At 68.9% G+C, this 24,364-nt stretch carries 24 protein-coding genes and 2 pseudogenes; 11 read left to right on the plus strand and 15 right to left on the minus strand.

Going from position 1 to position 24,364, the window contains the following annotated elements:
- Positions 1 to 15: 15 nt before the first annotated feature.
- The 3 genes from AB0M82_RS01015 to AB0M82_RS01025 form a co-directional block, all read right to left on the minus strand.
- A complete protein-coding gene (locus tag AB0M82_RS01015) occupies positions 16 to 414 on the minus strand; it encodes a hypothetical protein (RefSeq protein ID WP_364716264.1) in 399 nt (132 codons plus the stop codon).
- A 415-nt stretch (positions 415 to 829) separates the two neighbouring features.
- Complete coding sequence (locus AB0M82_RS01020) at positions 830 to 1,198, minus strand: hypothetical protein (protein ID WP_364716265.1); 369 nt, start codon at positions 1,196 to 1,198, stop codon at positions 830 to 832.
- Positions 1,199 to 1,384: 186 nt separating this feature from the next.
- Positions 1,385 to 1,693, minus strand: coding sequence for a hypothetical protein (locus AB0M82_RS01025; RefSeq protein ID WP_364716267.1), 309 nt, complete (start codon positions 1,691 to 1,693; stop codon positions 1,385 to 1,387).
- A gap of 393 nt (positions 1,694 to 2,086) precedes the next feature.
- Here AB0M82_RS01025 and AB0M82_RS01030 point away from each other — a divergent pair, with 393 nt between their 5' ends.
- Positions 2,087 to 2,713: a DNA cytosine methyltransferase gene (locus AB0M82_RS01030; RefSeq protein ID WP_364716706.1), complete on the plus strand. Its 627-nt coding sequence runs from the start codon at positions 2,087 to 2,089 to the stop codon at positions 2,711 to 2,713.
- A gap of 17 nt (positions 2,714 to 2,730) precedes the next feature.
- Here the strand turns inward: AB0M82_RS01030 and AB0M82_RS01035 are convergent, their stop codons facing one another.
- Positions 2,731 to 3,234 (minus strand): hypothetical protein, encoded by a 504-nt coding sequence (locus tag AB0M82_RS01035; RefSeq protein WP_364716269.1) that lies wholly within the window; start codon positions 3,232 to 3,234, stop codon positions 2,731 to 2,733.
- A 133-nt stretch (positions 3,235 to 3,367) separates the two neighbouring features.
- Between AB0M82_RS01035 and AB0M82_RS01040 the strand changes: the two genes are divergently transcribed.
- From AB0M82_RS01040 to AB0M82_RS01060, 5 genes are all read left to right on the plus strand, one after another.
- Positions 3,368 to 3,994 carry a hypothetical protein gene (locus AB0M82_RS01040; protein WP_364716271.1) on the plus strand — a complete coding sequence of 209 codons (627 nt, stop codon included), beginning with the start codon at positions 3,368 to 3,370 and terminating at the stop codon, positions 3,992 to 3,994.
- Between the two features lie 394 nt (positions 3,995 to 4,388).
- Positions 4,389 to 4,802, plus strand: a complete 414-nt coding sequence (locus AB0M82_RS01045; protein WP_364716272.1) for an Lsr2 family protein — start codon at positions 4,389 to 4,391, stop codon at positions 4,800 to 4,802.
- A gap of 6 nt (positions 4,803 to 4,808) precedes the next feature.
- Positions 4,809 to 5,126, plus strand: coding sequence for a hypothetical protein (locus AB0M82_RS01050; RefSeq protein ID WP_364716274.1), 318 nt, complete (start codon positions 4,809 to 4,811; stop codon positions 5,124 to 5,126).
- A 363-nt stretch (positions 5,127 to 5,489) separates the two neighbouring features.
- On the plus strand, positions 5,490 to 6,200 hold the full coding sequence (locus AB0M82_RS01055) for a hypothetical protein (protein WP_364716277.1): 711 nt from the start codon (positions 5,490 to 5,492) through the stop codon (positions 6,198 to 6,200).
- 956 nt (positions 6,201 to 7,156) lie between these two features.
- Positions 7,157 to 7,378 (plus strand): hypothetical protein, encoded by a 222-nt coding sequence (locus tag AB0M82_RS01060; RefSeq protein ID WP_364716279.1) that lies wholly within the window; start codon positions 7,157 to 7,159, stop codon positions 7,376 to 7,378.
- Positions 7,379 to 8,587: 1,209 nt separating this feature from the next.
- On the opposite strand, the gene AB0M82_RS01065 is transcribed toward AB0M82_RS01060, so the two are convergent.
- Entirely contained in the window at positions 8,588 to 9,325 is a 738-nt protein-coding gene (locus AB0M82_RS01065) for a zinc-binding dehydrogenase (protein ID WP_364716281.1), read from the minus strand.
- Positions 9,326 to 10,046: 721 nt separating this feature from the next.
- Here AB0M82_RS01065 and AB0M82_RS01070 point away from each other — a divergent pair.
- Both AB0M82_RS01070 and AB0M82_RS01075 read left to right on the plus strand, forming a co-directional pair.
- Positions 10,047 to 13,880 carry a hypothetical protein gene (locus AB0M82_RS01070; protein ID WP_364716283.1) on the plus strand — a complete coding sequence of 1,278 codons (3,834 nt, stop codon included), beginning with the start codon at positions 10,047 to 10,049 and terminating at the stop codon, positions 13,878 to 13,880.
- A gap of 103 nt (positions 13,881 to 13,983) precedes the next feature.
- A complete protein-coding gene (locus AB0M82_RS01075; RefSeq protein ID WP_364716708.1) occupies positions 13,984 to 14,160 on the plus strand; it encodes a carotenoid oxygenase family protein in 177 nt (58 codons plus the stop codon).
- Positions 14,161 to 14,451: 291 nt separating this feature from the next.
- On the opposite strand, the gene AB0M82_RS01080 is transcribed toward AB0M82_RS01075, so the two are convergent.
- From AB0M82_RS01080 to AB0M82_RS01095, 4 genes are all read right to left on the minus strand, one after another.
- On the minus strand, positions 14,452 to 15,666 hold the full coding sequence (locus AB0M82_RS01080) for an MFS transporter (RefSeq protein WP_364716285.1): 1,215 nt from the start codon (positions 15,664 to 15,666) through the stop codon (positions 14,452 to 14,454).
- A gap of 244 nt (positions 15,667 to 15,910) precedes the next feature.
- On the minus strand, positions 15,911 to 16,141 hold the full coding sequence (locus tag AB0M82_RS01085; protein ID WP_364716286.1) for a hypothetical protein: 231 nt from the start codon (positions 16,139 to 16,141) through the stop codon (positions 15,911 to 15,913).
- Positions 16,142 to 16,252: 111 nt separating this feature from the next.
- A complete protein-coding gene (locus AB0M82_RS01090) occupies positions 16,253 to 17,719 on the minus strand; it encodes an E3 binding domain-containing protein (protein WP_364716288.1) in 1,467 nt (488 codons plus the stop codon).
- The gene (locus AB0M82_RS01095; protein WP_364716290.1) at positions 17,694 to 18,110 is read right to left on the minus strand and encodes a hypothetical protein; all 417 of its coding nucleotides are present in this window, start codon (positions 18,108 to 18,110) and stop codon (positions 17,694 to 17,696) included. The genes AB0M82_RS01090 and AB0M82_RS01095 overlap by 26 nt, the downstream gene beginning before the upstream one ends.
- 87 nt (positions 18,111 to 18,197) lie before the next feature.
- Here AB0M82_RS01095 and AB0M82_RS01100 point away from each other — a divergent pair, with 87 nt between their 5' ends.
- Both AB0M82_RS01100 and AB0M82_RS01105 read left to right on the plus strand, forming a co-directional pair.
- The gene (locus tag AB0M82_RS01100) at positions 18,198 to 18,782 is read left to right on the plus strand and encodes a hypothetical protein (protein ID WP_364716293.1); all 585 of its coding nucleotides are present in this window, start codon (positions 18,198 to 18,200) and stop codon (positions 18,780 to 18,782) included.
- A gap of 122 nt (positions 18,783 to 18,904) precedes the next feature.
- Complete coding sequence (locus AB0M82_RS01105; RefSeq protein WP_364716296.1) at positions 18,905 to 19,879, plus strand: hypothetical protein; 975 nt, start codon at positions 18,905 to 18,907, stop codon at positions 19,877 to 19,879.
- 301 nt (positions 19,880 to 20,180) lie between these two features.
- Here AB0M82_RS01105 and AB0M82_RS01110 read toward each other — a convergent pair whose 3' ends face one another.
- Entirely contained in the window at positions 20,181 to 20,438 is a 258-nt protein-coding gene (locus tag AB0M82_RS01110; RefSeq protein ID WP_364716298.1) for a hypothetical protein, read from the minus strand.
- Positions 20,435 to 21,106 carry a hypothetical protein gene (locus AB0M82_RS01115; RefSeq protein WP_364716302.1) on the minus strand — a complete coding sequence of 224 codons (672 nt, stop codon included), beginning with the start codon at positions 21,104 to 21,106 and terminating at the stop codon, positions 20,435 to 20,437. Before AB0M82_RS01115 ends, AB0M82_RS01110 begins: the two co-directional genes overlap by 4 nt.
- A gap of 504 nt (positions 21,107 to 21,610) precedes the next feature.
- On the opposite strand from AB0M82_RS01115, the pseudogene AB0M82_RS01120 reads away from it, so the two are divergent.
- Positions 21,611 to 21,718: pseudogene (locus AB0M82_RS01120) on the plus strand (MFS transporter); the annotation flags it as partial.
- Positions 21,719 to 22,402: 684 nt separating this feature from the next.
- Here the strand turns inward: AB0M82_RS01120 and AB0M82_RS01125 are convergent.
- The 4 genes and pseudogenes from AB0M82_RS01125 to AB0M82_RS01140 all read right to left on the minus strand — a co-directional run.
- A pseudogene (locus tag AB0M82_RS01125) lies at positions 22,403 to 22,780 on the minus strand (hypothetical protein); the annotation flags it as partial.
- Positions 22,750 to 22,926, minus strand: coding sequence for a hypothetical protein (locus tag AB0M82_RS01130; protein ID WP_364716303.1), 177 nt, complete (start codon positions 22,924 to 22,926; stop codon positions 22,750 to 22,752). The pseudogene AB0M82_RS01125 and the gene AB0M82_RS01130, both read right to left, overlap by 31 nt.
- A gap of 321 nt (positions 22,927 to 23,247) precedes the next feature.
- Entirely contained in the window at positions 23,248 to 23,556 is a 309-nt protein-coding gene (locus tag AB0M82_RS01135) for a hypothetical protein (RefSeq protein WP_364716305.1), read from the minus strand.
- A 47-nt stretch (positions 23,557 to 23,603) separates the two neighbouring features.
- A complete protein-coding gene (locus AB0M82_RS01140; protein ID WP_364716308.1) occupies positions 23,604 to 24,143 on the minus strand; it encodes an RICIN domain-containing protein in 540 nt (179 codons plus the stop codon).
- Positions 24,144 to 24,364: the final 221 nt, after the last annotated feature.

The following is a 24,364-nucleotide window of genomic DNA, read 5'->3' on the forward strand; positions in this document are numbered from 1 at the left end:
ACGGCCGACACCGGATCAGTACAGGATGCTCGACAGGTAGTAATCCTGAGCGATTCGAATCGTCGTGTCTTGACTTATATTTGCGGGATCCGACGAGCCGGCGAGCCTCAGAGACGACGCGATTCGGTACTCGCCGAAATTCTGTCCGATCTTCGTGACGGTAACGGTCCATGTATACGTGCCGGCGGCCAGGTAAATACCCCTGTTAACTCCGTCGAAGTATTGTTCACCTTCCATCTGCGCCGACCAAGTGTAATTTCCGGCATTCAAGTAGATCGAGCGGCTATTTCCTGCCGAAGACCCTGCCGGCGGATTCCGACTCAGGTAAAGGGTCCGGTCGAGAATCGCGATGTCGGCGGATGCCGACGCGGAGGCAGGAACCGCGACGAGTGGCGGAATCGCCAGTCCGACCACAAGAAGCACCATCACCAAGCGTTGCCAAAACACCCTACTAGACATGATCTCCCCAAAGATGATCCGAACAGTCTTCCTACGGCCCGCGAACCCGGCCTCGGCTCTCCCTTTCTAGCCGGGACCGCCGGGGACCGGTCCCCGGCTCACGGCGGGTGCCGGACGAGGACCTCCGCCAGCGATCGCGCGGTCGCGCACAACGCGTCCCCACCGGCCGCCGCGGTGTCCTCGACCGTCACCACGGCGACCTCCTCCCGGTCCTGCGGAGTACCGCGCATCATCGGCGCGGCCGGGTGTAGGAGCGGTGCACGACCTTGACGGAGCACTCCGGGTTCCCACCGGGCACCGGGGCCACGACGGCGGCGCGGTCGTCGATGCGGATCCGGTCACCCGGTACCTCGTCGTCCCCCTCGATCGGCTATTCCCGGCTGTACTCGATGGTGATCGTGCGCGGATCGTGCTCCCGGGTGCAGCCCCAGCCGCCGGAGTGCTGGCGACGCCAGGCCAGGTACAGCGCGACTACGCCGCCGCTGCCGACGGCTACGCTCATCCCGACCTTCAACCCATCCAACCGCGCGGACACCAGGTCGGCACCGTTGAGTCCGGCAGTCGCCGGCCACCACAACACCACCACCGCGCAGGTGGTTAGTACCGCGATCACGGCCCCGGTCAGCCACATCGTCTTCGGCGACAGCTCCCGCAACCGCGGCCGGTGAGCCGACACGGCAGGCGGCGGCGAAGCAGGAACGCCTGGGCTCAAGGGCGGCGGTGTGACGTCGTCGGTCATGTTCACCTACGTCGCCCGGGCGAGCCAGGTTGTTGCAGGCCGCCTTGATGTCGTGGCCTGCTGCTCGATCTGCGCGCCGCAGCCCCGTCATCGTTGCCCGCGATGTCCGGTGGTCTGACCTGCGCGCGGGACCAGGTCCAGAGAAGGACCAGCCCATCGGCGACAGACAACCTTCCCCGCGGTGGGTCATGGGGTGTGGGCGGTCGTCACCACGCAGATGGGGTCAAGACCAGCGACGTCGTACTCGTCGTCATTGTCCAGGTCGCAGCCGACCAGATCCACCCGTTCGTGGCGGGGAACGGCGTAGATAGCGATCGGCGAGCCGGCAGTCGTGTAGTGAAGGCAGACCGCGGCGGTCAGCCGCCCGCAGCGCAGCGAGCACACGGCACCGCCGTACATCTCCACCATCGTGGTGACCTGATCGACCGGGGCCAGCACGTAGACGATGTCCGCCCTTGGTGTTCCGCAGAGCTGGCACAGGTCCTCGGTGCGCATACGTCCGGCTCGGCGACTGTCGAACTTCCACGGATCCCAGCCACCACCGCGCGTGCCCGGTCCGCTGGCCGCCAGCCACGGTTGCGGGCGCGCCTGTGGGCGCTGCTGCAGCAGAACACCAGTGGGGTCAAGGTCAACGGTGCATTGGGTGCGAGGTCGAGGCCATCGCCCTTCGCCTGCGTCGTCATCAGTGACTTCTGCGCGGGCGAAAACCCATGGTTCCACATCCGCCGTCACGTCTATTCCCCCCTCAATACCTACAGCCGCTGCCACGCCCGAGACGCAGGCTAGCTGAGTCAACATCGGGCACCTGCGGCGTGGCCGCACTGATCTGGCCGGCAACGTCAAGTGTCATGGTTCACCGACCGGCCCCCGCAGCGGATTCTCCGCTGCATGTGCCGACGCACTTTTCGCGCGTTGGCGTTTCAGTTCGCGGACAGGCACGGCCGGTCTGGGAAGCCGTCAGCGACGTACTCCGCCGCGAGGGCAACTCCGCAGACACCGGACTCCTCTCCGCCGAGGAGTTCGGCGTCCCCCAGACCCGCACCCGCGCGATCCTCGTGGCGAAGCGCTCCAGCACCGCCGCTCCCCGAAGCCGACTCATCGCGCCGTCGTGAAGGGCGTTATACAGGCCGACGGCGACCCGGCTTTCCTGCCCTGGGTCTCGATGGGCGAGACGCTCGGCTGGCCCGCCGGCCTCGTCGGCTTCCCCCGGGTCGTCGACCCGGGCGGCCGGGCCATCACGATCAACGGCACCGAGTACCAACGCCCGCGACCTCCGCGGCACCGACCAGCCGAGCTTCACCATCACCGAGAAGGCCCGCAGCTCTGGCTCCGCTGGCGCTCGAAGGCGGGGTGGACTCGGAGCCGGTCCGCGTCACGGTCGAGGAGGCCTCCGCCCTCCAGACCTTCCCCGCGGACCACCCGTGGCAGGGCGTCCGGACCAAGGCGTTCCAGCAGATCGGCAACGCGATCCCGCCGGTCCTGGCCCGCGCGATCCTGGCTGAGGTAACGGCCTGAGCCGACTTCGGCGACGACTACACATCCTCCGGCGAGCTTGGCGGCGGGGGCGGCGCGGGCTTCGTGCGAGGCGCCCGGTCGACTGGGTGAGGCGCCCCGAGAAGAGTTGATTGTGCGTTCGGGAGGAGGTCGTCCGTCCGCATCTCGCGCCTGATTGCGTCCTGTAGCGCGTCACCGATGGCTCCGACCCGCACGCGCATGGCAATCCGGTCACCGTCGTCTGGAGGCGACCCAAGCGGCCTGCCCCAGAAAGCCTCGGCAGGGATGCGGTTGAACAGAGCGTTGACCGTCCGACTCCCGTACATCGTGGCGCGAACACCCAATCGAGCACGCTCCAAAGGCGGCAATCGGAGATCCGTGTAGTGGCTTCCGAATCTCTCTCGAACTTCCTCGTCTGCCATGTGCATCTCGATCCACTGTTGCTCGGCGTACGCCTCCGTCAAAAGGTCCACGTACAGCTCCGCGCGCTGCTCCCGCAGCCACCGACCGTGGTCTTGACGGAGCGCAAGCCTGAACGACACCAACGGCACGACACGGCGATGATCGCCGCGATAAGCGCCGGCACGAGCGCGAGAGCGGATGAAGTGGTCATGACTTGGAGGGTCGCACGGCGAACCCTGAGCGCCACGGAAACGCTTCGTAGACCTCCGGAAAATGACTGACTTTCACCCGGAACACCCCAACGCCACGGACGTGTTCGGCGGCCCCGGAGGATGGGACGTGGCGGCCCGGCCGCTCGGCATCCGAGCGTTCGGAATCGAATGGGACTCCCATGCGTGCGCGACCCGCCGAGCGGCCGGACTCCTCACCCTCGAAGACGACGTCCGCTACTACGACCTGCTCCAGTTCGACCGCGTCCGCTGGGTCCTCGCCGCGCTCGACAACGACCGGCCCTACGAGTGGCTCGCCTTCGAGCAGGTCTCCACCGTCCTGCCGGTCTGGGAGTGCAATGGCCGAGGGGTTCCGGCGGAGGGCTACACCGTCGAGTCCGGCAAGCTCTCCGCCGAACAGTACGCCGTGCCGCAGACCCGTAAGCGCGCCTTCCTCGTCGCCCGGCTCCACGGGGAAAAACTGGCTCATCCGCCAAACACGTGTGTTCGTCACCCACTGCGTCGATTTCGTCGCCGTCCGACACGCGCCGACGGCGCACGCGACCGGCAGGAATTCGCCGATCAGCTCAGCCGCAAACTCCACCGCTGCTCCGAACAGACCAACCCAAAATCGATCACCGATTCTCCTGCCACCCGCTGGCATGGCGGCAAATCCCCACCGCCGTGCTGAATCAGATCCAGACAGGCGTCCACCGGCTCACCCAGATCCGGGCGCACGTCGCCGAGCGCGTCGGCCATCGACTGCGACGGACTACCCAGCCGCACAAGGCAAAGCAGCCAGCGTCAGATGCTCAGGACGGGCCAACACAAGCTCCGCGCGTGCAACTTGCAGATTTCGGTACTCCCGGTCGCACTTCCCGGCTTCACAAGAGCGTCTCTTCCCGCAGGATCCAAGATTCACCCGAGCCACGCGCTCGATGAACTCGATTGATACGAGCTGATGGGAGGGGATGAACTTCGTTGAAGCAGCAAGTATGTCTATACTCCACAGTGGAACACCGGATTTGCGTACTCAGTCACAACCGTGCCGCATCAGCAGTGTCAGCGTTCTTCAAGGAGCAGGAATGGCCCAGAAGGTCCTCGTCGAGATGCTCGACGACATCGACGGCACCCCCGCCGCCCACACCGTCCCGTTCGCCCTCGACGGCGTCACCTACGAAATCGACCTCTCCGACGACAACGCCGCCGCTCTGCGCGACGAACTCGCCCGCTACATCGCCGCCGGCCGACGCACCGGCGGCCGCAAGGTCCGCGTCGCCACCGGCCAATCCACCGCATCGACCGCATCCGACCGGGAACGCAACCAGCAGATCCGGGCGTGGGCCAACGCCAACGGCTACGAGGTATCCGAACGAGGACGCCTCTCCTCCGAGGTCATCACCGCCTACGAACAAGCCCAGATCACCGACGCCGAACAGCCCGCGAAGACTCCGCGCAAGCGCGGCCCGCGCAAGAAGGTCGCCGCCGCCCGGAAGTAGCCCACGATGACGGTCGATCACTGGGGAGAGATCACCGCAGTCATTCCGTCGGCGACGAGGGTGAGGGGCACTTCATCCTCGTCGCCGGCTTCTCCCCCGACCCGCCGGATCTCGACGTCCGGATACCAGCTTGGTCAAGACACTGTTGACCGGCTCGCGTCCTCTTCGACGCTCGTAACCAACTCCTACAGCAAGGACTCGGTCGAAAACGCGGTGAAGAGAGCAGTCTGCGTCGGACGCGCCGGACAGGTCACTCTCGCCGACGCCCAGGACGCGATGCTCAGCGACTGGACCACCGCCAAGACGGTCCTCGGCATCGGCTGAACATCCCCGCAGCCTGACGAGGGAGGCCGGTGGCGTCGTCACCGGGCCCCGAGGCAGGCATGAACCACGACTTCGAGCCGATCATGGGTTCGATAGCACGGTATCGTCTCGCCGGGAGACGGTGCGGCCGCAGGGGAACCGCGCTCACCCCGCCCCACCCAGGGTCACGCGAGTGCAGCGCTAGGGGAAGATGACCACGACTGGCCCGATGAGTCCGTTCCGGCCGGGCGGAACGTCGCGGCCACTGTCGAGCGCGACGTCGCCCGGGCCGCCCTCATGATGAGCCGCGCGAAGCGGTAACTTTCCCGCGCGACGATAGTCCGCTGAGAACTAAACACCGCTTGGACGAGGCATGGAGCACCAATGCGCCGCAGTGAGCACCTCATGATCAAAACCTGGCCGCGGCTCTACCGGCGCGCCGGCGCCGGGATGCTCGCGGCCGCGGTGCTGGCGACGACCGCGGCCTGCAACCTCGGCCACGCCGCACCCGGCGCTGGCTCTGCCTCGGCGACCACATCGGCAACCAGCGGCCTGGGGGCCGCGACGGCGGACGCGCCAGTACCTGCACCGGGAACCTGCAAGCTGGGCAGCCACAACGGGCAGCCCCTCCCGGACTCGAAGTGCACGCCCGGCACGACGAATCCGGCGGTGAGCCAGGCCAGCATCGCCGACACGATCTGCAGGTCCGGCTGGACCTCCATGATCCGGCCACCGACATCGGTGACCGGCAAGCTCAAGAAACAGCTCGACACCGCCTACGGCCTACCGACCACCACCGACGGCGAGTTGGACCACCTCGTGAGCCTGGAGCTCGGCGGCGCTCCCAGCGACCCGGCCAACCTCTGGGTCGAACCCGGCAAGATCCCCAACCCGAAAGACGCCGTGGAAAACAAACTCCACAGCGCCGTCTGCACCGGCCTGATCCCCCTCGCCACCGCCCAGAAAGCGATCGCGGGCAACTGGACCACCGCCTTCGACGACGCCGGGCTCCGAGTCGCTGGCGGCAAGGTCTGCCTGCGGGACGAACCGGCCAAATGCGCCACCAGCCGCCGCGGCGACGAGGACGGCAACTGACACGCCGATGAACCAGGTGGAGTCAGCGAGCCCAGGTCGGCGACGCGTCAGTTGAGCCAGTCCCTCTGGCGCTGCCAGATCGGCGCATCGCCCCGCAGGCCATCATCTTCAACGGCACGGCGGGCCCGGCCGGTTGCCGGCGCCGGACCGGTCGTGCTCCACCACGAGCTTGCCGTGGGTCGCGGTGCAGCGCTCGGCCCACCTGGTAGAGATCCTGGACATCGCCACCGGAACGGTCCTGCACCGCATCGGAACTGAGGACGAGACCACCGCCGTACCGGGCCGACCACACCTCGACTGAGATTCCGCCGACAGATCCACCACGGACGATCACAGCTACCGCACCCGAACGTCCGCCAATGTCGAGGTGCGGCTGACCCGACGAATCCGGGGATCCACCAAAGACTCGTGGTGTCGGACTTGGAGCGCCGGAAGGTGGCGGGTAGCGGTCAACCGGTGCTCCGATAGAGTCCGCTGTGGTGTGCGTACTCAACCACCTCGAATCGTTCGGCGCGCTCTTCGATCATGTCTCCACAACCCCGAGGTGACTCCGTGATCGAACGTATGATGCGAGCACGACTCGTTTGACATGCACGGTCTGGCTAGCGAGGGCCGGTGTGACGCGGTCGATGCCGGTCGCGTCAGCAATCTGCTGAAGGGTGAAACCGAGCGCGGCGCGCGCGTCCCGGACCCCGCTCAGCCACAGTGGGCTGCGCCGGGTCGCGCTGCTCAAGCGACTGGCTACCTTCGCGTTTCTGCGTCATCTGCTCGCCGAGGACTGACCACGCCCAGCCCACTGCCCGCGGGCGGTACAGCGTCAGCGGCAGGAACCCGGGCCCGGATTCGTTCGCCGCGACCAGGACCCCGAGTTCTGGGTGCGCCCTGGCCTCGACAAGGCCAAGTTGGATGAGGGAGTCCGCGGCGAGGCGGGCTCCCGGGACCGGGGAGGGACCCAGATGAGCCACGGCCAAGTGTCGCTGCAATTCGACATCGACGACGACGGCATCCGCAGCGTGCTCCGGGCATCCGGAGACTGGAAGAACCGCTTCGCCGCGGCCGAGTGCGACGGCCGACGCGAGCTGGCGCGTCAATTGCAGCGCCAGGTTCAGCAGCGTCTGGCCGATGTCGTGCGTGTCTTGGTCTTCAGCGGTGACCTATCCGCGGTGCCCGATCTCTGACCGCCGGCGAGAACGTTGATCGCGGCTGCCCGATCGCCACGCCACGTCGTCGTCCGCCGCGTCGAAGCCGTCGTCCGTCTCGTTGGCTCTGTCGTCCGGCGCGGTGGGCAGTGGGGTTGGGGTCGCGGCGCGGGTGCGGGCCGCGACCCGCGCATCGGCGGCCGTCGCAGCGGCGGTCCCGCGCCGGCGTGCAGTCTGCAGCTTCGAGTGGCCGTCGTTGCGGACCCCGGCGGGGCGCGTGCCGCAGCAGGGTCGAACACGGGGGCTCCGTCGACAGCCCGCGACCAACCGGCCGTCGCGCGGCGCAGGCCTCGCGCCGGTCGCGTGTAGCCCATACGCCAGGTCGGCTCAGTCGCCAGCTCCGCCTGGCTACCAGCCGAGCCGCGGCGGCGGCGGAACATCGCGCGTCCGGCGTGGACACCCCGAGGTAGTCCACGCCACCTGGCGCGCGCGGCAGGAGTGGCGCCCGGTGAAATCCGCCAACGGTGCAGGGCCCACGGTCGAGCGAGTAAGGCCCTGCTCCAAGGGAGCGTTCTGGACGCATTCGGGCGAGTCGGCGTCACCTTCGCTGAGCCAGGACAAGAGCCGTCCTGTCCCGGAAATCCTTGCACCGACCTGCCTCCTCTGACCTGCGTGGATTCAGTTCTGTTGAGAAGACCTCTGTCTATCGGTCTCAGTGAATGTGGCACCCGCGGAAGGCGCCGCCGGTGTCGGGTGGGTTGTCTGATCAGGTTTCGGACGCGGAGGTCATCCTCGGCTTCGGCGCGGGTGGCAATGTCGTAGTGGCTCTCCATCGATCGGTTCCGGCCGACCACGAGCGGCTACCGCCTCGCCGCCGCCGTCGGCGGCCGTGCTGACGGACGGCTTCGCGGCCGCGGCGCCGTGGCGGCGGACGAGGCGGTGGTGTCGGCGCTGGGCTAGGCGGATCTCCGTGAGCGGGCAGACGTTGACGGGGCCCGGGTTCTGGATCCAGCTGGAGGAGTCGTTGCGCGTCCGGATCCGTCGGTGAGGCTGAGGACACCCAGCTGCCCCAAAGTGGCGCCGAACGTGTGCGACCGAGCGCGTGACTGACCACGCCGTGACACAGATCTAACTCAGCTGGAAAATCGCGAACCCCGGCGACGCGAGCGGGTCGTTTCCAGCAGCGCGGCGCACCCGCCACGGCGCCGCGGCCGATCTTCTTCGTGCAGCGCGGCGCTCTGGTGTCGTCTACATGACGAGCACGAGCTTTCCGTGAACGCCACCGTTGACGATTCGCCGGTAGGCGTCGACCACGCGGTCGAGCCGGAAGCGTTCGTCGACGAGGGGCCGGATCGTGCCGGCCTCCACGAGCTTCACCACCTCGTCGAGCTCGCCGGGTTGCGGGTCGTTGCTGAACGGCAAGACTTGCTTGTCGAACTGCCCGCGGGCCTGGATGCCCAGCATGCTGCGCACCGGCCTCGCTGGGTCCATGGCCAGGGGCACCAACCGACCGCGCCGACGCAGCAGCGAGCGGACTGCCGAGAGCTGCGTGCCCACCAAGTCGAGCACGACGTCGAAGCCCTCCGAGCGACGCAGCTCGGACAGGTCGTGGCGCCTGTGGTCGAGCGCCTCATCCGCGCCGAGTCGCCGTACCCATTCCAGGCTCGCGGCACCGGCCAGGGCGGTCACGTGGGCGCCCCAGGCATGCCCGAGCTGCACGGCGATGCTGCCGACGCCCCCACTGCCGCCCGCGTCACCACCCTGCACCTCGACCAGGACTGGCCCTGGGCACAACACCTCGCCACCGCCTTCACCCGACTCCGCGCAGCCCCCTGGCCCGGCTGAAACCCGCCCCCTGTCCCAACGACCAAGGCCCCTCGGAACCCGCCCGCTGACGCGACAGCCGGCCACACCCCTGCCCACACCACGATTTCCCAGCCAAAACCCCGCTACAACAGGAACACCCACCGAACCCCACAGCCTCATGCAAGATCGAGGCTAACAGTCGACCCACGGCCCCCAGTCCGAGGACGCAGTCCATGTCTTGCACCACCAGCCGTTGTAAGTGCCCCAGACCACGATCGTTATCCAGGATGACGTCCAAGTGGCGCCGACGCTACTCCTGGCCACCCCACCCAGGTTGCGCCAATTACTCCACGTGTTGCTTCCCGGCGCCAGCTCGTAGCTATCGTAGACTGCCGAGTCGGTACCCACGACAAACCACTGGCGATGGCCGTCCGGCCACAAGACCGGGGTTGGCTGGTATTCACAAAGGTATTGACCCGGGTGGTTTCCGTCAGGGTCGATGGGGCAGGCGGATTCAACCGAAGCGGCTGAAGCAGCAGGGGCGACAAAGAGAGCCATCCCGAGCGCCGCGATGGCTATCAGGGCTTGCAGTACTGTTCGCATTTTTACCATGACACGTCCTGATGTTGTTGTGTTCGTTTGCTTGCGAGCGGGGACTACAGGCTGTCTGCGTCGACCTCCTCGCTGTGGTATCCGGCGGGGCGGTCCCCGATGACCACCTCGGCCTAGTTCCACTCCTGGCCCGCTTCCCTCTAACGGCCCGGGTAGGCGACTGTCAGACGCTCTGACGGTGGGTGGTGTCCCCGGCCCCTGTCTAGTCCGGTGAGGTTGTTCTGTGTCGATCGCTGGACTCCGAACATCATTGCCCGAACAATGGTCAGTGGGCGGGAGGGGAAGGCGTATGCCGAGGCGGGAGCGTCCGCTGGATCCGGACGGCGACGCGTTGTCGCAGTTCGCGCGAGGTCTGCGCGGGTTGCGGGAGAAGGCCGGCAGTCCGACGTACCGCGAGCTGGCGCGCCGCGCCCACTATGCGGCGGGCACGTTGTCCGACGCCGCGGGCGGCCGCAAGCTGCCGACACTCGCAGTGACACTCGCCTACGTACAGGCGTGCTGCGGGGACGTCGCAGAATGGGAAAAGGCCTGGCACGCCCTCGCCGCCGAACTGGCCGCCGAAACCACTCGGCCCGACGAGTGGGAATCGGTGGACGACGCACCGTATATCGGCTTGTGGGCTTTCCGGGTTGAGGACGCCTACCGATTCTTCGGCCGGGAACGAGTGCTCGACGAACTGGACAGTAAACTGACCCGTCTTCGGTTTATCGCGGTGTTCGGGCCGTCAGGGGTCGGCAAGTCGTCGCTGTTGCGGGCCGGTTTCGTGCCTCGCCGAGCGGATTCCGCGGTGGTGTTGTTCAGCCCGGGTGCACGGCCGTTCGAAGAATGCGCGCTTCAGCTCGCTCCGCTGCTCGGGAATGCGGCGGCTCAAATCCGGGATGCGCTGACGTCGGCGCCGGACAACTTGCGGTTGCTGCTCCGCCAGGCCGGACCCGACCGGGCCACGGTCGTGGTCGACCAGTTCGAGGAACTGTTCACCTTGTGCACCGACCCCGCAGAACGCACCGCCTTCCTCGACGCGCTGCTCACGGCTTCCGGCGTCGCGGAGGTCGTCATCGGCGTCCGCGCGGACTTCTACCCGCGGTGTGCCGAGCACCGCGGGCTGGCTGATGCCGTCTCCGAGAGCCAGCTGCTGCTGGGACCGATGACCGCCACCGAACTGCGGGACGCGATCGTCAAGCCCGCGACCCAGGCCGGGCTCAGCGTCGAAGGCGCCCTGGTAACCGAGCTGGTCGCCGAGGCCCACACCGAGCCCGGGGCGCTCCCGCTGCTGTCTCACGCGCTGCTGGAAACGTGGCGCAGACGCCGCGGAACAACGCTCGCCTTGTCGGGCTACCACGCCACCGGCGGTATCCGGGGCGCACTGGCCAAGACCGCCGAAGCCGAATACTCGTCGCTCGGCGAAGGCGAGCAGGCCATCGCGCAACAGCTCTTCCTCCGGCTGATCGAGCTCGGCGAGGACACCGGCGCCACCAAACGCCGGATCCGGCGCGACGAACTCGACCGCGATGATCCCCGCGTCGACGCCGTCCTCGACCGGCTGGCCGCGTCCCGGCTCATCACCCTGGACGCGGGCACCGTCGAACTGACCCACGAAGCACTGATCCACGCGTGGCCCCGGCTCTCCGAGTGGCTGAGCGAGAACCGCACCGGCCTTCGGGTCCACCGGCAGCTCACCGACGCGGCCAGGGCCTGGGAATCAATGGGCCGGGATGCCGGAACCCTCTACCGCGGCCTTCGGCTGCATGTCGCGCGGGACTGGGCGGCCGGCGACACTCTTCTGCTCAGCGAATCCGAGCGAGAGTTCCTCCGGGTCAGCGTCGCGGCGGAGGCGGCCGAGCAGGCGGCGGCGCGGCGGCGCACCCGCCGGCTGAAGCAGCTGGTGGCATTGCTGACCGCCTTGCTGCTCGTGGCGACCACCGCCACCGCCTATGCCGTCTACGCCCAGAACACCGCGACCAGTGAACGCAACATCGCGATTTCCCAGAAGGTCGCCAATCAGAGCGACGGACTACGCGGCGTCAACCCCGCGCTCGCCGCCCAGCTGAGCTTGGCCGCCTACAACTTGGCTTCCACCACCGAGGCCCGCGGCAGCCTGCTGAGCACCTTCGCCGCTCCCTACGCCACACAACTCACCAGTCACACCGACGGGGTCAACTGGGTGGCCTACCGGCCGGACGGGCACGTCGTGGCGACCGCGAGCGACGACCACACGGCCCGCCTGTGGGACGTCACAGACCCCCACCACCCCCGTGAGCTGGCCACCCTCCCCACGCAGGCAGAGGTGTACTCGGCAGGGTTCAGTCCGGCCGGGACCATGCTGGCTGTTGCCGGCGGCGACAACGCCACGCGGCTATGGGATGTCACCGACCCGGCACACCCGCTCGAGCTCGGTACGCTCACCGGCCACACCGACCGGGTCTACTCGGCGGTGTTCCGGCGCGACGGGCACACCGTGGCCACCGCAGGAGAAGATCACACGGTTCGGTTGTGGGACGTCACCGATCCACGACACCCGCGCCTGCTGAACACGCTGACCAGCCATACCCAACGGGTCTACCAGGCCGTATTCACCCCGGACGGGAACACCCTGGCCACCGCAAGCGGAGACAACACGACGCGGCTGTGGGATGTCACCGACCCGGTACACCCGCTCGAGCTCGGTACGCTCACCGGCCACACCGACCGGGTACGGTCGGTTGCGATCAGTCCCGACGGACACACCGTCGCGACCGCCGGCTACGACGGCACGACACGCCTGTGGGCCATCACCGATCCACGGCACCCACACCAGCTCGCCGCCTTGACCGGGCACACCGGCAAAGTCGCCTCGGCCGCGTTCAGTCCCGACGGACGCACCCTGGCCACCGCCGGCGAGGATCGCGCACTCCGGCTGTGGGACGTCACAGATCCGCAGCACCCGGCCCAGCCCACTGTTTTCCCCGGCCACACCGAACGGATCTGGTGCGCCGTGTTCAGCCCGGATGGGCGCACCGTGACCACCGCGGCCTGGGACCGCACCGTCCGGCTGTGGGACCTCGCCGATCCGAGCCACCCAGGACCGCCGACCGCTCTGTCCGGCCATGACGGCCCCGTCCATTCAGTGGCGTTCAGCCCGGATCGGCGGACCGCGGCAACCGCGAGCGGGGACGGCACCGCACGGCTGTGGGACCTCTCCGACGCGCAACATCCGCGCACGCTCGCCGCGCTGTCGCCTCGCGACCCGGTTACGCCGTCGGGCCACACCATGGCGGTGATGTCGGTGGCGTTCAGCCCGGATGGCCAGACGCTGGCGACCGCGCACGACGACTACACCGCGCGGCTGTGGGACATCGCCGATCTGGCACATCCCAGGGAACGGGCGACCCTCACCGGCCACACCGACACCGCCTACTCGGTGGCGTTCAGCCCGGACGGACACCTCCTCGCCGTTGCCGGCGCCGACCGCACCGTGCTGCTCTGGGACGTCACCACCCCTTCCCGTCCCCGCGAGATCACTGCGAATGTCGCCCACCTCGGGCCGGTCTATTCGCTGGCGTTCAGCCCGGACGGGCGCACCCTGGCCACGGCCAGCTGGGACAGCACCGTGGCCCTGTGGGACGTCGCCGCCCCCTCGCGCATCCACAAGGTCGCCACGCTCACCGGTCACAACGGTCCTGTGTGGTCGGTGGCGTTCAGCCCCGATCGGCGCACCCTGGGTACCGCAGGCGATGACCGCACCGCGCGGCTGTGGGACATCACCAACCTGCAGCACCCTCAGGAGCTGGCCACCCTCACCGGCCACACCGGCCACCTCTACGCGATCGCATTCAGCCCCGACGGGCAGACCGCGGCCACCGCCAGTGACGACCGCACCGCACGCCTGTGGTCCGTCGGGGAGCGTTCGCACCCCCGGGAAATCGCCGCGCTCACCGGCCACACCAACCGCGTCTGGTCCGTCGCGTTCAGCCCCGACGGACACACCGCCGCGACCGGCAGCGACGACAACATTGTCCAGCTCCGCGAAACCGACATCGCCCGCATCACGGCCCGCATCTGCGCGACCGTCGACCCCGTCCTGTCCCAAGCCGACTGGAACCGGTACCTCCCCGGCCTGGACTACCGACCACCCTGCCCGCGTTAGGGTCACTTTCCGTGCAGGGTGCTGATCACCAACCCGCGGACGGCGCGTAGAAGAATTCGCCGCGGATCAGGCACTGCGGCCGACCAAAGACTTTGCCGGAACCCTGCCCCACGGCAAACCAACTGCACCGGCAGCGCCAGCCCGGAAGTGGAGCCAGGCGGCCCAGGACTTCACTGCGGCGCCGGTCGCCCGCATCAAGCTCAACCACCGTGTGCCGCTGGGCTTCCACGGGAACTGGGTATCAGCCGCGGACCTCGACGCCGCCATCAAGCAATCCTGACGAAACGGACAGGGCAATGAAGTGACAGGAACGCCCACCCACCGGCGCCTCCTTTACAGAGTGGCCCTCGTCCGGTCACTGCACGGCCAGCGGCGGCGGCCCTGCGGGCTCATCGGATCGGGTGGTCGACCTCGTCGCGCGCACCGAGAAGCACCGCGGTGACCAGGTCATCGAGTTCGACCGGACCACCCGCCCGCGGCGGTTGGCTTCCGGCTGGGCGAGCGAGATCAGTGCCGCCGGGCAGCGGTTTCGGGCTGCGGCTGCGGTTGCCGGCCGCCGACACCCGCTGACTCAGGTCGTGCCGGCCCAGTACATCGGGTTGCTACGCTCGTCGGCTCCGCTCTCCGTCCTGACCGGTGTGAAGGACCGGGCAGTTGCCATGAGGAGGAGAACCAGCAAGGCCGGGGCGGCGTAGGCGAGGCGGAACTGTCCGGCGGAGCCGAGGACTCCGCTGACGGCTCCGCCCGCGATGACGCCGAAGTAGTTGAAGAGGTTCAGGCGGGCGAGGATCGCTTCGGCGGCGTCCGGCTGGAGGCGGCCCGCGGAGGCGAGGCACAACGGTGCGAACGCCGAGACGCCCAACCCGGTCAGGCCCGCGGCCGCGGCGGCGATCGGCCAGGTGGGCGCGAACGCGAGGCCCGCTGCCGCGGCGGCGGTGAGGACGGTGGCCCAGCAGACCACCGCGACCGGTCCGATCCGGCGGACCAGGCGATCGGCGCCGGCCCGCCCGAGCACCGTGCCCGCCTGGTAGGCGGCATAGGCCAGTGGAGCCGCGGCCAGTGACGCGGCCAGCGTCTCGTGGAGATAGGCGGCCGACCAGGTCGACACGCTGGAATCGATGACGTAGGCAACCAGCAGGACAATGCCGAAAGGGACCAGTCTGACCCAGATCCTCGTGCCCACCGCGGCGGATGCCCGGCCGGGCGTGGTGCCGGGCAGCCGGTGCGAGCGGATGCCCAGCGCCAGTACGACGACGACCGCGGCCTGGATCACCAGGGTGTCCGCGACGGGCCAGTTCAGCCGGCTGGTGCCGGCGGTCAGGAGTGCCGCGGCGACGCCGGCGCAGCTCCACACCGCGTAGAACGACGCGAAGATGCTGTGTCCGTAATGGCGCTCGACCGCCGCCGCCCGCGTGTTGGCGGAGACGTCGATGCCGCCGACCGACAGTCCGAAAAGGACGTACGCCGCGACGAGGACGGTCGTGTCCGGAGCCCAGGCGATGCCGAGCAGTGCGGCCGCCACGGCCAGGACGCAGCTCCGCATCGCGGCGACCGGCCCGAGGCGGCGGACGGCGGCCATGCCCAGCAAACTGCCCGCGCCGGCGGCGAGCGCGACGGCGAGGAGGATCGCGGTGGTGGCCAGGGCGGGCAGGCCGAAACGCTCTTCGACGGCCGGGATCGTGGTCGACACCGCCGCCACCGCGGTGCCCTGGGCCGCGAAGACGAGGGCGGTGACCCGGCGGGCTCCGGCCTTGTTCGGCGCTGGATCTTGACCGGGCAGAGTCATGGCGCGTCCTCGTTCTCGTGGTGCTGCAGGGGACTGAGCGGCAACCGTAAGAAGAGGGCCGGCGAGCGGGATGCCGGCGCTGTCGAAACTGACGGTGGTCCTGGCCATGGGGGAGCTCCCTGAGAAGGTGAGGTGCGGTGACGCACCCGGGCGGCGGGCTCGGGGCACGACTCCACCTTCGGTCAGGATTTCCGGGAGTGGCAGAGCAGGTTCCTGCCGGGGAAAGAACGTGCCCCCGCTCCGGTCAGGCGTTCTGCCAGCCGGTGCAGTACCAGTTGGGCGTCTTCTGGCAGACGCGGAAGATGGTGACCGGGTTGGCCGAAGTGCCCGGGGTCTTGGCGCTGCAGCCGGAGCTGCTGCCGTTGGGGTCGTACACGCCGCCACCGCCGCCGCTGCGGGTCCGCCACTCCGTGCGGAAGCCGTAGCCTTCGCTGAAGGTGTCGCAGGCGTACACGCGGGTGTGGCTGTTGGTCACGCCGCCGTAGCCGCAGCGGATCGCCCCTTGGTAGCTGCAGAAGTAGACCTCGGCGATGGCCGGGATGTCATCCGATCGGCCCAGCGCCGGCGGGGGTGTCCCGTGAGTGATCTACTGTGGACGGTGTGCTTCCTGGCCGTCCTCGGGCGCCTGGGTGAGGTCGCGGACAGCCATGATCGTGGCCACTCCCGCGCAAGCCAGCGTGACCCACGCTGCCGCCTCCGGCGCCATCCGGAACCGGCTGAGGATCCGGAAGAAACCCGCGAACGCGAAGCACGTGGTGACGCCGCCGGCGAGGAACCCGCAGACCGCGGCGACGGAGCTGGCCACCCCGAAGCCACCACGGGCTTCCTTGGCGACGGTGCGCAGCGAGGAACCGCAGACCATGGCCGTCCCGAGCACTTCCCCGAAGGCGATGATCCCGGTCAGCTTGAACAGGGTGGACGTGCCCGGGTCTTCGTACAGGGCGTTGAACGCCCAGAAGTCACCGAAAACCGCCCCGTAGACGGCGATGAGGCCGAGCCACGTGAGGACCCCGAAGGCCTTGTTCCAGTACTTCGACGGCGGCTTCTGCCCCGGCAGTCTTCCGTCCGGTCCCCGCCTGGTCCGGATGACGGCCATGACGTCGCCGGTGCGGATGCGGCCGCCGACCCCGGTGCCCTTGACCGTGGTCAGGTCGACGCCGAACTTCGCGGCCGTTTCCCGCACCCGGGGAGTGGCGTTCGGCTCCGCCTGGCGGTCGAGCAGGCGGAGCTGCCCGTCCTCCGGGGGCGCGGTCGCCGGGGCGGGGACGGCAGGCGTGCCGGTGTTCGCGGCGTTGCGGGCGAAGGGTGCCTCGTTGGCGGTGTCGCTGACGGCCTGGCCGGGCCCGGGCAGACCCTGTTCCCGCAGGCGCAGGGCCAGCTCCGGGAAGATGTCGGCCAAGGTCAGCCATGCGGGCTTGCCGGGCACACCGCGGCGCAGGACGTCGGCGAGAGCGCCGGTGAACGACGTCGGCGCGAGCGGGTCGTCGGCGGCCGGCGGGTGGTGGGAATCGCTGTTGCCGGTGGCGGCCGTGAGGATGTGCGTGCCCGCCACCCTCGCGCCGCCGGCGAACGTGGGGGCGCCGAGCGTGGTGGGGATGGCGCGCCCGGCCCCGCAGCAGTCGAGGATGGCGACCTTGACCCGTGCGGGGCTGGCGTTGAACGCGTCGCGCACCAGGTCGAACCGCAGCCCGGTCTCCTTCGGTGCGTCGGGCAGCGTGGTGGTGACGGTGAGGACGAGTTCGCCGTTCGCCGTGAGCTCGCCGTGGCCCACGTAGTACAGCAGCAGTGTGCCCGTGGTCCGCCGGGCGATGTCCCGGAGCCGGACCGCCAGCTCACCGGCCGACGCGGGATCGGCGATCGTCTCGATCCGCTCGGCCGGCCAGTCGCACATCGCCGGGTCCGTCAGCAACCGCCGCATGAGGGCCAGGCTGTTGGCGGCCGAGACCAGCCGGCCCGGTCCGGGATCCTGGTAGCCGGGATCCCGGTAGGCGGAGATCCCGACGACCACGGCGGACGACCGGCTGTGGTCAGGCCGCGTCCGGTCCGCGGCCACGATCTGGGTTCCCGTCGTCGCCTTCGACCGTCTCGCCGGGGCGCAGCAGCTCGGCGAGGAAGCGGCGGTTGTCCTCGGTCAGCCGCCCGACCTCCACCTCGACCTCTTCGACTTCGCCTCCCGTGCGGCCACGCCGGGTGATCTTGAGCCTGAGGTCGGGGCGCTCGGCCCGGCTCAGCCACTTGCCCAGCGACGCGGCCAGCACCGTGCCCGCCCCGCCGGCGCCCAGGACGACGGTGATCCAGTCCGGCGCGCCGAGGCTGGTGCCGCCCGGCGTGCCGGAGGTCCACCGCACCCGGCCCCGCAGCGCGCGCTCGTTGTCCAGCCAGTCCCACAACAGCGGGTACCCCTCGGCCGCGCCGTTCCCGCTCAGCCGCAGCTCAGCCTCCACCCCGCCCCCCTCGTCCGGTCGCCGCGACGCTCATCGTTTCAGGAATCGCCCTTTCTGTGAAGCGCGTGGCGCCGGCGTTCAGCTTCCGTGGAAGACCTGGCCGACGCGGAGGAGTCACGATCGCTGTTCAAGTACGCGGCGTGCCAGCTGATCGAGCGGCCGCCCCTGGGGTGGGTGGAGAAGAACGATCAGGACCTCGTCGAGCTGTTCCGGCTACTCGACGAGATCAATAGGGGCCGGCGCGTCATGACCTCGCCGTCGTTGCTGCGGTGCTACCCCGGCGCACCTAGCACCGGCAACCTGATGGACCCGATCCTGCGCCACCCCTACGACGCGCGGCTTTGGGATCTGTTGGCCACCACCCAGCTCGACTACGACGAGCTGGGCACCGCCGCCAGCATCGGCCGAAGTACCGTCCGCCGGCGCCTGGAGGAGTACCACGAGGCCATCCTCGACTTCGAGTCCTTTCTGGTCTACGAGCGGTCCACCTCCACCAACGAAGTCACCGCGGCGAAGCCCTTTGCGGCGGTGGAACGAGGATCCACGCCGGTTCGACGCGCCGTGGGGACTTTCGCCCGTGCCCACAGTGTCTTCTTCACCGCTGTCGAGCTCGCGGGACTCGTCGAGCGTCACCGCGCGCGTCAGCGTCGCCCGCGTCGCGGGCGACGCTGATCGAGGCCGCACGCCCAGAATCCGGCTGCGGAGCGCCACGCGTCAACGACCCCGCGTAGGTTGCTCAGCACTACCGGGCTGGGCGGAGGGCGTGAATGATGCGGTTCAAGCGACGAACCCTGATGCAGATCGCCGACCTGATCTGCGGGAACTTCCCGGCCGAGACGTCGTACTTCCGGTACCGGAGCAGTTCGTTCCTCACCGAGTTCTTCGCCGATGCCGACACCGACTACGAGCACGACGGCTCCACCCGGCAGCGGTGGGTGGCCGACACGCTGGAGAAGATCCTCGACGAGCCGCACACCGGCGCCGGCACCGTGCCCGCCAGCTTCGCGCGGGTGATCCAGGTGCTGATGGATCCCGCCGACGCCTTCAACGACGACAAGGACCGCTCAGGCGCGTTGCAGATGCTCAACGCCGCGCTGGCCCGCGAAGGCTTCGAGGCCTACTACGCCCCGGACCGGCGCTGCTACCTGCGCCATATCGCGACCAACACCACGACGGCCTTCGACCTCAACCCGCACCGGCCGTTCTCGGCGGCGGAAGTCGAACGTCGCGCGCAGCTGGCCGCCTACCTCGACACGGCCAGCGAAGACGACCTGATCGAGGAGATCCTGCTGCCGCTGTATCGCCAGCTCGGCTTCCACCGCGTCACCGCGGCCGGGCACAAGGACAAGGCACTCGAGTACGGCAAGGACGTCTGGATGAAGTTCACCCTGCCCACCCAGCACGTCCTGTACTTCGGGCTCCAGGCGAAGAAAGGCAAGCTGGACGCCGCCGGCGCCACCCGGACCAGCAACGCCAACATCGCCGAGATCTACAACCAGGTGCTCATGATGCTCGGCCACGAGATCTTCGACCCCGAGATCGGCAAGCGGGTCCTGGTCGACCACGCCTTCATCGTCGCCGGCGGCGAGATCACCAAGCAGGCCCGCGCCTGGCTCGGCAACAAGCTTGACGCCACGCAACGACGGTCGATCATCTTCATGGACCGCAACGACATCCTCGACCTGTTCGTCGTGACCAACCTCCCGTTGCCGGCTGCCGCGCTGCCGAAGACCGCCACGGCTCCGTGGCCGGACGAACCGCCGTTCTAGCCGAAGCTCGGGCTCACCCGGGCGGCTCGCAGCAGGTGCGGCATGATTGCTGCGCCCGAGACACGCTCGGGTATCTGGGTGGGTACCCGACCCGGCTGGCGTCGCGTTCGCAGTCGCCAGCCGGAGCCACCTGCGGCGACGCCAGCGGCGGTGAACCCGCCCGCAGAATCCGGCGCCGTCGCGGTGCCCCGGCGCGCGGTCGGCTGATCAGCCGACCGCACAGTACGACGCGGCGGCTACCTGGTCGCCGCACGTGCGGGCAGCCCGAGGAACAGGCTGCCCGCACAGCTCGCCGCGCTTCCTACGGCAGGTCGCCCACGGTGGTGGTCGGCGCCGGCGTCGCGCGGCCGACGATGCTGACCGGCCCGGCCGTCACGTCGGCGTTCAGCACCTTCAGCCCGACCACGACGCCGCCGAGCACGGTCACCACGACGACCACGATGATGACCAGCGCGCGGCCGGTGTTCGACCAGCTCGCCACGATCTGACCGAGCAGCCCGAACATGTCGCCGCGTCCCGGCTCACCGCCCCGGGATCCCGGGTTTCGGCGGGTGCTCACTTCAGCGCCACGCCGGGGTTGCGGCGCACCAGGTCTCGGAGCAGAACCTTGGCGATCGCGATCTGCTGGTGGCGGTGCCCCCACGCGGACAGCTCGGCGTCGCTCTCCACGCCGAAGGCCAGCAGCATGGCCCGGAGCTGGTCGAAGGTGGGCAACGTCTGCCCCTTGAGCAGCCGCCCGAGTGTGGAGCGGGACATCGCTGCCTTGACCGGATTCGGAACCCGGTGCTGCATCCGCCAGAGCAGGTCTCCGGGGCCGATGTCCCAGCGCAGCATCAAAATCCGCAGGTCCCACGCCAGGCTGGCGAGCATCTCGTCGGGGATCGTGGTGCCGCGCGGCGGCTCCGGGTTCTCCGCCACGAATACCGTCTTCGCGGCGGAGAACCAGATCTTGTGGACCTCCACGCTCGTGGCGCGGCCGCCGATCGCCGCGATCGACCGCGCGATCTTCAGGCTCGGCAGCGTGGTGCCGCTGAGCGCGTTCGACACCGCGCCGACCGAGTAGTCGCATGTCGCAGAAATCTGCTCCAGCGGCATGTCGCCGACGATCTCGCGCAACCACTGCTTGAGCTTGCCGATCTCCGGAACGCCGTCCGGAGGCAGGCTGGACTTGCGCCGCCCGGTGCGCGGGCGCGGCGGCGGCGCGCTCCTGCGCGTGGTTTTCACCATGGGGTTCTCCCGTCAGGCCTTGGATCACTTCGGCTACGCAGAGTGTTCGACCGAGGGGTGTCAGGCCCTCGAGCCGAACTCCCTGCGTAGCCCGGACTTGCCCAGGTTGGACCTGCGGATAGACGGAAGGCAACCCGCGCTACGTGCTTGCGAAGCGGCGTCGCCGAACCGAAATTTTTCGGCCATTTGGTCACCCTCCGCGTTTTCAGCGAACTGCTCAGTTGTGTCCGAAGGGGTCGCCGTTTCCACTGGTGGCCGAACTCGTTTTCGCGTTTTCGTCAAATTTCCCGGGACGAGGGTCGATCCGCCGATAGTCGTCTGGACCGCGAAGGTGAACCTCCCGTCAGGCCGACGAACCAGTGAGGACTCCGCGCGGCGCGAGGGGTGACCGTGTGCCAGCGGCCCCTCACCTCTGTGCCGCGGGTGCGTGATCGAGCTTGACTCGATCACGCACCTCCGGCGGCCGTCGCGATCGCGATGTTCATCCCCAGCCCGCAGGTTCTCGCGGTGTCGGCCGGGATCGGGCTGGTGCTGGGTGGGACGAACGCGCTGTCGCGGTCGTTGTTCAGCCAGATGATCCCGGCGGGCCAGGACACGCAGTGCTTCAACCTGATGCTGACCGTGCTCGTCGTCGAGACGGGGGCCGTCGGGCCCATCGTTCACCAACCGCTGCTGGTCCCGGTGCGCGCGCGGCGAACGCGAGGGCGTGGAGAGACCTCGCCGAAGAACGCCGGATTCGCCGGCAAGTGGGGCGATCAGGGCGTCCCAGTGGCCGTCGGGGTCGCGGCGGCGTCGGTCCTGCTGGTGTCCTTCGGCCCAGTACCGCAGGGGGTGGCGGCTGGTGGGCCAGATGGCGTCGGCGTCGTCGAAGGGATCGTGGTCTTCGCCTTCGCGGAGGCGGCGGATGATCTCGGTGTAGACGGTGTTCTCGGTGAACGGGTCGGCGGCGATGGCCTGCCAATGGGCTGAGGCCAGAACGCTGGCGATGGTGATGATGTCCGGATAGCACACCGCGTGAGCTGCGGGATCGCCGAGCGAAACCCGGGTCACACCAGGTCGGAGGCGGTGCAGGCGTCGCCATTGGCGCCGGCCAAGGAGGTCGTAGCCGTGCGCGCGGTCCCAGGCGTCGACGGCGACGTGCACGACGTAGCCGGTGACGTGGTCGCCGTGGCGCCGCAGCAGCCGATGGTGGCGACGCTGCGCCGCGACGACCTCCGGCAGGACGCTGATGTCGACCGAACCGGGGGTGCCGATCACCGCGGTGCTGCCGGGACTGAGCGAGCCGAGCCAGATGCCGTGGCGCAGACAGACGTGCTGATGCGGTCGCGGGTGGATCCGGACCGGGCCACCGGGATGGCGGTAGGTGCAGCGCGGGCAGGCCTGCAGCACCTGGTTGGGCACGAACCGGGCCTGCGGCGACTCGAGTTCCGGCAGCGCCTGGACCAGCTCGGCGACGTCGCGTCCGGTGAACGTGGCGAGGGCCGCAGCGGAGACGCCGTCGTCGCGGCCGGCGGTAACGGCGAGGTCGTCGGGGTGGAGGTGGTTGACCGCGGCGAGCCGGCGCAGGAACGACTCGAGGGTCTCCCGGTCGACCGGGGCCAGCGGGATCGGCAGGCGCCGCAGCGGTCCGCCGATGGCGTCGGTCACGCGGTCGCAGTCCGGGCGCGCGAGCACCTCTGCTTCGCCGCGGCCGCGGAGCCGGTTTCGGCGGCGTGGTCGAGCAGGATGGCCTCGAGGTGGGTTTTGGTGATCTTTTCGGTGCCGTCGAGGATGGCGTCGATGGCGGCGCCGCGGATGAGGTGGGAGAGGCTGCCGATCATGCCGTGGGTGCGTTGGTAGAGGTATTCGCCGTGGCGGGCCAGCGTGCCGGGGCGGTGCTGGTGCAGCCGCAGCGCCTGCTCGAGCGTGGCAACCAGTGCCCGCCAGGTCTCGCGTTGCGCCGGGGTGCCGTAGGCGAAGGACTTGGTGGGGATGGTGACGAACCGGGAGGCGATCTGTTCGCCGCGGGTGCCGGTGAACAGGTTCGCCCGGGCGAGGTTGATTCCGGCGTAGACGAACGTCGCAGGGATGCGTTCGGAGAAGTATTTGAGCTGGTCGGAGACCTCGGCGCCGACGCGGGTGGCCAGGTTGAGGTTGTGGATCTAGTCGACGAGCACGAGGTCGCAGTGGACGTCGCAGAGCACCGCGCAGACGGCGTTGGTGATGTCGGCGAGGTTGTGCCGGGCGGTGAAGGGCAGGCCGAGGAAGCGGGCGAACTCGACCGCGACCATCCGCGGCGTGGCCGCGGGTGGGACGGTGATGTAGACGACCGGGATCCGGTGCCCGCCGCCGGTGGGGTAGCGGAGCGCGACGTTGAGCTCGTGGGCGCGGCCGAGCTGGCCTACAACAGCTGTAGGGTCCCAAATTCTCCAGGAGGGTCTGCGCGCCGCGACCCCAGCATGACCCGCCAACGGCTGAAGATCCGGTAGGCCAGGCCGGCCATAGCGGCAGGGTCGAGTCATCGTTGTCCGGGCGCGAGGATGTTCCAGCGCTGGTTGGTCTGGCCGGGGCCGTAGTCGTCCCAGAGCTGGATGGGGGTGTGCGGGCAGCACAGCTGTTCGGCTTTGGCATCGAGCAGCCGGTGGAATGCCACGCTTTCGATGGTGTAGATGGTGAAACCGGGGTCGTGCCAGCGGATGTACCAGAGCTGGTTGGTTTGGCCGGGCCCGTAACAGTCCCACAGTTGGATGGGCGTGCCGTTGACTCCGCCCCACTCGGCGGTGGCGTCCAGGCAGCGGCTGCTCTCCAGGTTGACGATCTGGTACAGCTCGCCGACACCGTCGTAACCCTGATGGCGGATGGACCAGCGCTGGTTGCGGTAACTGTCGTCGTAGCAGGTCCACAGCTGCACCGGAGTGCCGTTGTCATGGATGTGTTCAGCTGCGGCGTCCAGGCAGCGGTGGTCGTTGGGATACCAGGTGACGATCGTGTTGCCGGCATAGGGTGTGGCCGATGCCGGCACGCAAACCAGCAGTGCGCTCGTCACAGCCGTGATCACCGATACCAGAGTCGCCAAGCCTTTTCTCATCGAACATGCTCCCCTCTCGTGCGGTCCTTCTGCGCTACTGATGTCGGCTGGATCTGCCGGCGGTGGGCGCCTGCCGAAGTCCCAGGTGTTGTCCGCCCACGTTGTTCTAGGAGTGAGCTGTCCGGCTACCAGCTCGGACACATTCGGCTGAAGAATTCGACAATGCCCAGCTCATGACGTGATGCTGGAGG

The sequence above is a fragment of the Amycolatopsis sp. NPDC051128 genome, from assembly GCF_040682715.1.
GTDB lineage: Bacteria > Actinomycetota > Actinomycetes > Mycobacteriales > Pseudonocardiaceae > Amycolatopsis.